This is a genomic window from Actinotignum timonense (genome assembly GCF_030216305.1).
Classification (GTDB): Bacteria; Actinomycetota; Actinomycetes; order Actinomycetales; family Actinomycetaceae; genus Actinotignum; species Actinotignum timonense_A.
In genome coordinates this window covers 43304-50126 of record NZ_JASOKT010000014.1, presented here as the reverse complement: position 1 = coordinate 50126, position 6823 = coordinate 43304, and the positions used below count along the sequence as shown (strand labels likewise).

7 protein-coding genes are annotated in these 6823 nt (G+C 59.4%); 3 read left to right on the top strand and 4 right to left on the bottom strand.

Annotation, left to right across the window (positions count from 1 at the left end; all coding sequences use genetic code 11):
- Nucleotides 1-108: 108 nt before the first annotated feature.
- From QP305_RS07410 to QP305_RS07400, 3 genes are read right to left on the bottom strand one after another with little or no spacing between them, the layout of a single operon-like run.
- Entirely contained in the window at nucleotides 109-930 is an 822-nt protein-coding gene (locus tag QP305_RS07410; RefSeq protein ID WP_284904746.1) for a hypothetical protein, read from the bottom strand.
- Nucleotides 931-978: 48 nt separating this feature from the next.
- Nucleotides 979-1341, bottom strand: a complete 363-nt coding sequence (locus QP305_RS07405) for a DMT family transporter (RefSeq protein WP_284904745.1) — start codon at nucleotides 1339-1341, stop codon at nucleotides 979-981.
- Nucleotides 1341-1655, bottom strand: coding sequence for a DMT family transporter (locus QP305_RS07400; protein ID WP_284904744.1), 315 nt, complete (start codon nucleotides 1653-1655; stop codon nucleotides 1341-1343). The genes QP305_RS07405 and QP305_RS07400 overlap by 1 nt, the downstream gene beginning before the upstream one ends.
- Before the next feature lie 106 nt (nucleotides 1656-1761).
- Between QP305_RS07400 and QP305_RS07395 the strand changes: the two genes are divergently transcribed.
- The 3 genes from QP305_RS07395 to QP305_RS07385 all read left to right on the top strand — a co-directional run bounded on the left by QP305_RS07395 (nucleotide 1762) and on the right by QP305_RS07385 (nucleotide 5683).
- Nucleotides 1762-2469, top strand: a complete 708-nt coding sequence (locus tag QP305_RS07395) for a hypothetical protein (protein WP_284904743.1) — start codon at nucleotides 1762-1764, stop codon at nucleotides 2467-2469.
- A gap of 793 nt (nucleotides 2470-3262) precedes the next feature.
- Nucleotides 3263-3904 (top strand): hypothetical protein, encoded by a 642-nt coding sequence (locus tag QP305_RS07390; protein WP_284904742.1) that lies wholly within the window; start codon nucleotides 3263-3265, stop codon nucleotides 3902-3904.
- A gap of 267 nt (nucleotides 3905-4171) precedes the next feature.
- On the top strand, nucleotides 4172-5683 hold the full coding sequence (locus tag QP305_RS07385; protein ID WP_284904741.1) for an AI-2E family transporter: 1512 nt from the start codon (nucleotides 4172-4174) through the stop codon (nucleotides 5681-5683).
- A 168-nt stretch (nucleotides 5684-5851) separates the two neighbouring features.
- On the opposite strand, the gene QP305_RS07380 is transcribed toward QP305_RS07385, so the two are convergent.
- Nucleotides 5852-6778, bottom strand: coding sequence for an AEC family transporter (locus QP305_RS07380; protein ID WP_284904740.1), 927 nt, complete (start codon nucleotides 6776-6778; stop codon nucleotides 5852-5854).
- Between the last annotated feature and the right edge of the window lie 45 nt (nucleotides 6779-6823).

Genomic DNA, 6823 nt, shown 5'->3' with positions numbered 1-6823 from the left:
GCTCCAACGGTCAGAGCACTGGACTTTTAATCCAAGGGTTGTGGGTTCGAATCCCACGGGGCCTACCATTTTCTTCGCTCGTCGAGGGACACCACTTCACAGTTCACCCTAGCCGCGCCGCTGGTAGATGCCAGGCTCTTTATCCTCCCAAAAGCCCGTGGACCCTAGCAGGATCGCCTGACCATCGACGAGTTTGCCAGGCGCCGGTGCCGGATCGATATCCTCCGGCAGGGCGAGCGTGATTAGGAATCCACAATCCACTTCGCAGCGCCACCATTTTTGACCGGTTAAGGCATTAGTGACCAGCTCCGCGGTACGGACCGTTCCGCGCAGGATAATATCCGGAGTGAGGTTATCTACCTCGCCAGCCTCGAGTTCCTCACCATGTATCGCAAGACTCACACTGAGAATCAGTTGCTCACCCACAAGAGGATCGTCCTTCGCCACCGGCCGCATGACGCCGTTATCGTTAACTTCGCGACCGCCGTTCCACTCCTCCCAGGAGGAATACACCGCCATTTTTTTAGCAACGGCACTCAACCGATAGTCCTCATACCCGGTATATTCTTCGTCTTCACCATTTTCCCACTTGTCATACATGAAGGGATCATCCACATATGCGATGAGGGTGCGGGCCGGAATATCCGGATAGTCGGGCGAGTAAAGCTCGAAGAGTGCTGTGGTGTCATCTACCAGCACCGCGGCCACGTCATGCCCCGGAGTACCCCGCAGAGCCGGGAAAGTGTAAGTGGCGCCGTCGTAATAGCGCGTGACGAGCACCCCCGCACCCTCAGTATCCTGGTAGAGACCTACGGCCGCAAAAGAACCCTCGCGAATGATCGTAGGGAAATGTGTATCAATAACCGCTCGAACAAGATCTTCCCACTCGGGGAAGTCAAAACCCAGCGAGTGTAAATCACGAGAAATCATGTGTTCATGATCTCACAATATGCACCTGTCACGGTACGGACCTGACACCTAGTTTTCTGGCTTCGCCCGCGTTTCATTCTTGCCCAACTCTTCCCGCCGCTCCACCACCCGCAGCCCGATCACCGCGCCGACGACCCCGCACAGGAACACCACTTTCAGCACGCTGAGTTCCTCCACTCCCCGCGCGGCCGCGATTACTACGGTGAGCACCGCGCCGGTCCCCGTCCACACCGCGTAAGCTGTGCCGAGCGGAATCTCGCGCAGCGCCCGGGAAAGCCCCCACATGGATACAATGAGCGCCACGCCGAACACAAGCGCCGGCAGCGGGCGGCTGAGCCCGCGCGAATCGCCGAGCGCCGTCGCCCATATTGCCTCGAAAATACCGGAACCCACCAGAATCGCCCAGGCCATTAGCTCACCACCTTGAGTCCCACCACCGAAGCGACGAGCACAATAAGCAGCAGCACGCGAGCGCGCGAGGTGCTTTCTTGGCCGCTCAGCCAGCCGTAGACCAGCGTGAGGCTCGCGCCCACGCCCACCCACACCGCGTAGGCCGTGCCGGTGGGGATTTCGCGCATGGCCCAGGCCAGGCCGAGCAGGGAGAGTGTTTGTGCCAGGAGAAAGACCGCGACCGGCCCGCGCCTGGAAAAATGTTCGGATTTTTCGAGGGCTGCTGCCCATACGGTTTCGAGCGCTCCGGAAAGGAGCAAAATAATCCACGCCATAAAAATTGTGGCCGTCTTTGCGCTGGGCGGGTACGGCTCCCTCGTCCGCGGCGGTTGGTGCGCCCGGGCCCAGGTTAGCACGGGCGCCGGGGAGTATCCTCGAAGCATGAACATCACCTCGCTCACCGTTTCCGGCCAGCCCATTGCCGCGCTCGATATCACCCCTTCCGAGCAGGGTTTTTGCCTTGTTGCGATCACGCACGCGAACGGCTCGGAGCAGCGCCAGATTCTTTCCGACGACGCCGCCCTCGTGCTGTCCGCCACGCCTGTGGATGCTTCCACCACCGGGGTCACGGCGCTTCTTTCCGAGCCGGGCGAGGGCGAGGCTGATGTGGCCGCGCTGGCCGGGCAGCTGGTGGCTGTAGGGACCGCCCGCTTCCGGGCCGGTGATCTTACCAACGGCCAGCTGGAGCTCACTCCGGTGGCTCCCGGGCGGGTGAGCGAACGGGATACTCCGCGTATTGTGCCTGCCGAGATGCTTGAGGGGCGCGATCCGGCGGCGGTGTTCCCGCGTATTCCGGACGGTTTGCCCGATGCGTGGAGCACGCCGGTGGGGCGTTTCACTCCCGAATATGAGGAGCGCGCCCGGGTGGTGTGGGAGACTCTGGCCGCCGCCGGCTACAGCCCCGAGTTTTGGTGGGCGGGCAGCGAGGATGGCGAGGTCATCGCGGTGCCGTTCGGGGAATGCGGGGAAGCCTTCCTCGTCGGCATTGAGGAGCCCGATGAGCAGGTGGAGATCGATGCGCATATTGCCGCCGGTGAGCTCGCCGAGTGGCTGGAAAGCGAAATTGACCTGCTGCGGCCAAATGAGTAGCGCGGCGGGGAGGCGGCGCGAATAGCCAGGTAAAGGGAAACGTTCTTCCCCGTCATAAATCGGCGAGTAACCGACCTACGCATTAAAGCCAAGCCCTGGAATGTGAAGTATGCAGGCTGGTGTGAACCGACTCCCTTTATGTTCACCTACCGGCCCACCCCAGGAGTTCCGATATTCGTAATACCAGTTCCAGCGTCCAGGTCACGTCCACGCCCATCGATTTGATCGCAACAGGTACAGCCCGATTCGCCTCACCCAGACCGTCACACACGATCCGAGCGAACACCTCCCCCGCAACAGCGGTGCGTTATCACCGTTCCACAGCACACAAAGGATGCCATCTCCGGATTCGGCTCATCGTGCAGAAGCTAATCAAGCCACGGTCGGTGCCGTCTTCCCTGCCACCATCCTCATGCTGACGGCACAGGCGCAGTAGTATCCCGCCGACAACTTTAGCCAAGATCAGAACGTGGCTATAGAGTGCGGTAATTCATATCGCAGAACTATCTTCCTCGAGTTTGCCAGAAGACGTCGCTCGAACAAGGAACTGCGGTTGAGGGATAGTGTTGACTCTTGGCCCGAGATGGCACATCAGACATCCAGTTAGAGAACGTCACACACCCCCATTGCGTGGACTAGGCAGATCCACCTAATCCACTTGACACCGTCGGAGGGTTTCAATACACTAATAACCACGGAGCCGCGAAGTGGCAAGCTTGCCGCTTCGCGGAATCCACGCCGATCAATAGTCACGTTCCGGTTTACCCCGGAGCAGAACTGGAAGGATACATCAATGTTTTCATTCGAAGAAACCACTTACGGCTTCGAAACCGCCAAGCAGATTCTTGGTATCGGATCAAACGCAATGGCCAAACTCGTCGATCTTGGCCTAATCTCCATCCTCGATGATTCCGCTAGTCAACGAAACCAGCAGTACTCAGGTTGGGATATCGGATACTTAGCCTCTGCACGCAATCGGCCCCTGCTTATCCCCTACGGGGAGAAAGCTTTGGTTTGCTCGATGGGAGTCGAATCTCAAGAAGCTTCACCAACCCTGTTCTTTGACGACACGTGGGGACAGAGGCAGCAAGATCTGAGTGAGGTTGAGGCTAATGTCGCTCCCAATATCTGGAAGAAAGTTCTCTCCGGAGAACTAAAGGTTAGTGGACATTGGCGAGTTAGTGACGACAATGCTGACTTCCTTGCCGAAAGTAACGGAATCATTGTTGCCTCTTACGCAGGGTTCATCCTCGATGGCGGGCGTGTACATAGCTGGGTACCAAACGTATTCAGCCAGTCAGGTGGCCGCTGCTTCATCGTAGAGCCATTTACAAAGCAGGAACGCTATCGGTACGCTCACAACTTCCTTCCCTCTCGACAAGGACCGTCCAATCGTGTCTGGACGTCCGACGAACTCGATTTTGAAGCAAAATAAAGTAGCTTCATAGCAAATGGTTGTGGCTGCACTCTCATGGGTGCAGCCACAACCTATACCACCAACAAGCCACGAGAATCATAAACCGAACCCGCACTGGGACTGTTGCCGCAGCCGATCCCATCTACCTGTAGGACATTTGGCGTTAGTTTTATCCGACTTAATGTTCCCGATGAAATTTGGCCACACTCCCAATCGCAAAAGATGTTGCACTCGGCCTTAGAGTTCGGCGCCCGGCGCGGGCCGTTCTTCAGTAAGCTAAAGCTTGTGAAGGAATCAAAGAAGTCACCCTCCCTGATGGATCGGATTCGCTCGGCGGTGTCGCGGCGCGAACAGATTGAGCGCGTGGCCGAAGAGGCCGTGGAGCGTTACGCGAAGGACCCGGCCGATAGCGGCGGGCGTTCGCAGCGCACCGTTGTGGAGATTCATCCGGCCGGGGTGCAGCCGGTGCTGGTGACGTGGGGTGTGAGCGCCTGGCTCCTCATCGGCGTGGTTATTGCCATTTGGGGTATTTTCCACATGGCGGCTTCGGTGCAGTGGGTGCTGGTGGCGGTGTTCCTCGGCCTGGTGATGACCTCGCTGCTGCATCCGATTGTCAATCTTTTGGATCGGATTATGCCGCGGGCGTTGGCGACGGCGCTGGCATTGCTGGGCCTGTTCGCGGCGCTGGGCGGGATTATTTATTGGATTATTGATTCGGTGGCGAATCAGTGGTCGAGCCTGTCCGAGCAGATGCAGCGCGGTCTGGATGGCATTTTTAATTGGATTGCGAACGGGCCGATTCCGATTAATATTACGGTCGATGAGTTGCGCGAGGGCCTGAACGAGGGTATCGAACGTGCGGCTACGTACTTGCAGAATAACGCGGGAAATATTGCGTCGACGGCGCTTTCGCAGGCCGGCACGGTGGCTTTGGCTTTCACGTTGATCGCGCTGGCGCTTTTCTGCTCGATTTTCTTCCTGGCAGCCGGGAAAAATATGTGGCTGTGGTTTATTAATGTGCTCCCGGATCGGGCGCGGCGGCGTACTCACGCGGCGGCCACTGCCGGGTGGTACAGCTTCTCCGGTTACGCGCGCGGCACCATCCTTATTGCGCTATGCGATGGCGTGATGGCCGCGATTCTGCTGGTGGCGTGCGGGGTGCCGCTGGCCGCTCCCCTGGCGACGCTCGTGGTCATCGGTGCCTTTATTCCGCTGTTCGGTGCGCCGGCGGCCATGATTATTGCGGCGCTGGTGGCTCTGGCCACGAAGGGCGTGGTTATTTCCCTGGTGGTGCTGGTGGGCGTGGCGCTGATCGGCCAGTTCGAGGGGCATGTGCTCCAGCCGCTCATTATGGGGCATCAGGTCTCGCTCCACCCGGTGGTGATTGCGGTGGGCGTGACGGCCGGTACGTTTGTGGCCGGGCTGCTGGGTGCGATTATTGTGATTCCGCTGATTTCGATTGTGTGGGAAGTGTTTAAGGTGCTGCGCCGCACCCCGGATAAGCCGCTCACGGAACTTCCCGAATTGGATCTGCGCGATTTGGCGGGGACTGCGGTGGCCAAGCAGCTGCTCGAATACAACGCGAAGGAGCTCAATATTCGCGCTGAGGAATCTCCCTCGCCGGTCACGGCGAGGGCGGCGTCGCACACCTTGGGTGGGGAGGAACGCGTGGTCGATAACGCGGATATTAATTCCCCCACGCCCGCCACTCCGGACCCGGATTATGCTTTCGACCAGCCGAATTTCGAGGTGGACGGGGAGGAACCCGGCCCGGATTACAACCCAGTCAAGGGGTAGTAGCTCAGTAGAGGATCCCAATAGCTCAGTAGCTCCGCGGCATATTATTCCGCCGGGGCGGCCTCACGGCTCGGAAGAGCGGTCCTTCATACCGAAAGCACGTCTACCGTTCGACGCGCTCCTCGCACGGGCGGCCTACCTACGCGGGCCCTCATACCGAAGCCGCTCTTATACCGTTTGGGCGATGACGGTGATGAGGAGGATGACGAGGAGTGAGCCGACCGTGGTGATGATGACGGCGTCGCGTGCCATGGTCACGCCGGAGCGGTAGCGGTGCGCGTAAACGAACACATTGTTGGCGGTGGGGAACGCTCCGATGATGGCGATGGCCATGAGGGCTTCGCCGCGTGCGCCCAGGAGGTAGCCGGCTCCGAAGGCAATAAGCGGCCCGAGGATGAGGCGGCAGAAGATGCCGAGCATGAGGGGTGCGCTTTCACGCCCGAAGCGGGGTAGGCGCGCCCCGCGCAAGGACATTCCCATCGCCAGCAGAATAATGGGCACGTTCGCGCCTGCCATTTTTTCGAGAGGCGCGGAGATGAGTTCCGGGATGGGGATCTTGAGGAGGGCAACCATGAGTCCGGCGAAGACCGCGATAAGCAGCGGGTTTTTGAGGCGGGAGAGGATGGTGCGCCACAGGCCTTCGGTTTTCTTGCCGGTTTGGTTATCGAGGATGGAGAAGAAGACCGGCACCATCACGAGGATTTGGAAGAGCAGGATGGGTGCGGCGGGGGTGGGGTCGCCGGTGATGGCCACGAGGAAGGCCACGCCCAGGTTGCCGATATTGGTATAGCAGGCAACGAGCGCGCCCACGGTGAGTTCGGTGCCGCGGCTTTTGAGTACGGTGGCGGCCAGGGCTGTGTAGATGAGTCCGGTTCCTACCGAGGAGATGATATTGGCGAGCCCGTTCACCCCGAAGAAGGATGCCGGGTTGGAGTTGGCGAGGGTGGTGAACATGAGGGCTGGCAGCGTGGTGTAGAAGACCAGCTGGGTGAGGGTGCGGTCGCTTCCCGGGGGTACGATTTTGCAGCGCGCGACGAGGTAGCCGACGAGCATAATCGCGATAATCACCCAAAAGTTGAGCAGTACTGAGGCCATAACAGCACTAGTGTAGACAGAGTTCTTCCGGAGTGAGGGTGCGTC

Excerpts from the sequence above, each read along its gene's own strand:
- QP305_RS07410 (WP_284904746.1), bottom strand. The coding sequence starts at position 930 with ATGATTTCTCGTGATTTACACTCGCTGGGTTTTGACTTCCCCGAGTGG.
- QP305_RS07405 (WP_284904745.1), bottom strand. The coding sequence starts at position 1,341 with ATGGCCTGGGCGATTCTGGTGGGTTCCGGTATTTTCGAGGCAATATGG.
- QP305_RS07400 (WP_284904744.1), bottom strand. The coding sequence starts at position 1,655 with ATGGCGTGGATTATTTTGCTCCTTTCCGGAGCGCTCGAAACCGTATGG.
- QP305_RS07395 (WP_284904743.1), top strand. The coding sequence starts at position 1,762 with ATGAACATCACCTCGCTCACCGTTTCCGGCCAGCCCATTGCCGCGCTC.
- QP305_RS07390 (WP_284904742.1), top strand. The coding sequence starts at position 3,263 with ATGTTTTCATTCGAAGAAACCACTTACGGCTTCGAAACCGCCAAGCAG.
- QP305_RS07380 (WP_284904740.1), bottom strand. The coding sequence starts at position 6,778 with ATGGCCTCAGTACTGCTCAACTTTTGGGTGATTATCGCGATTATGCTC.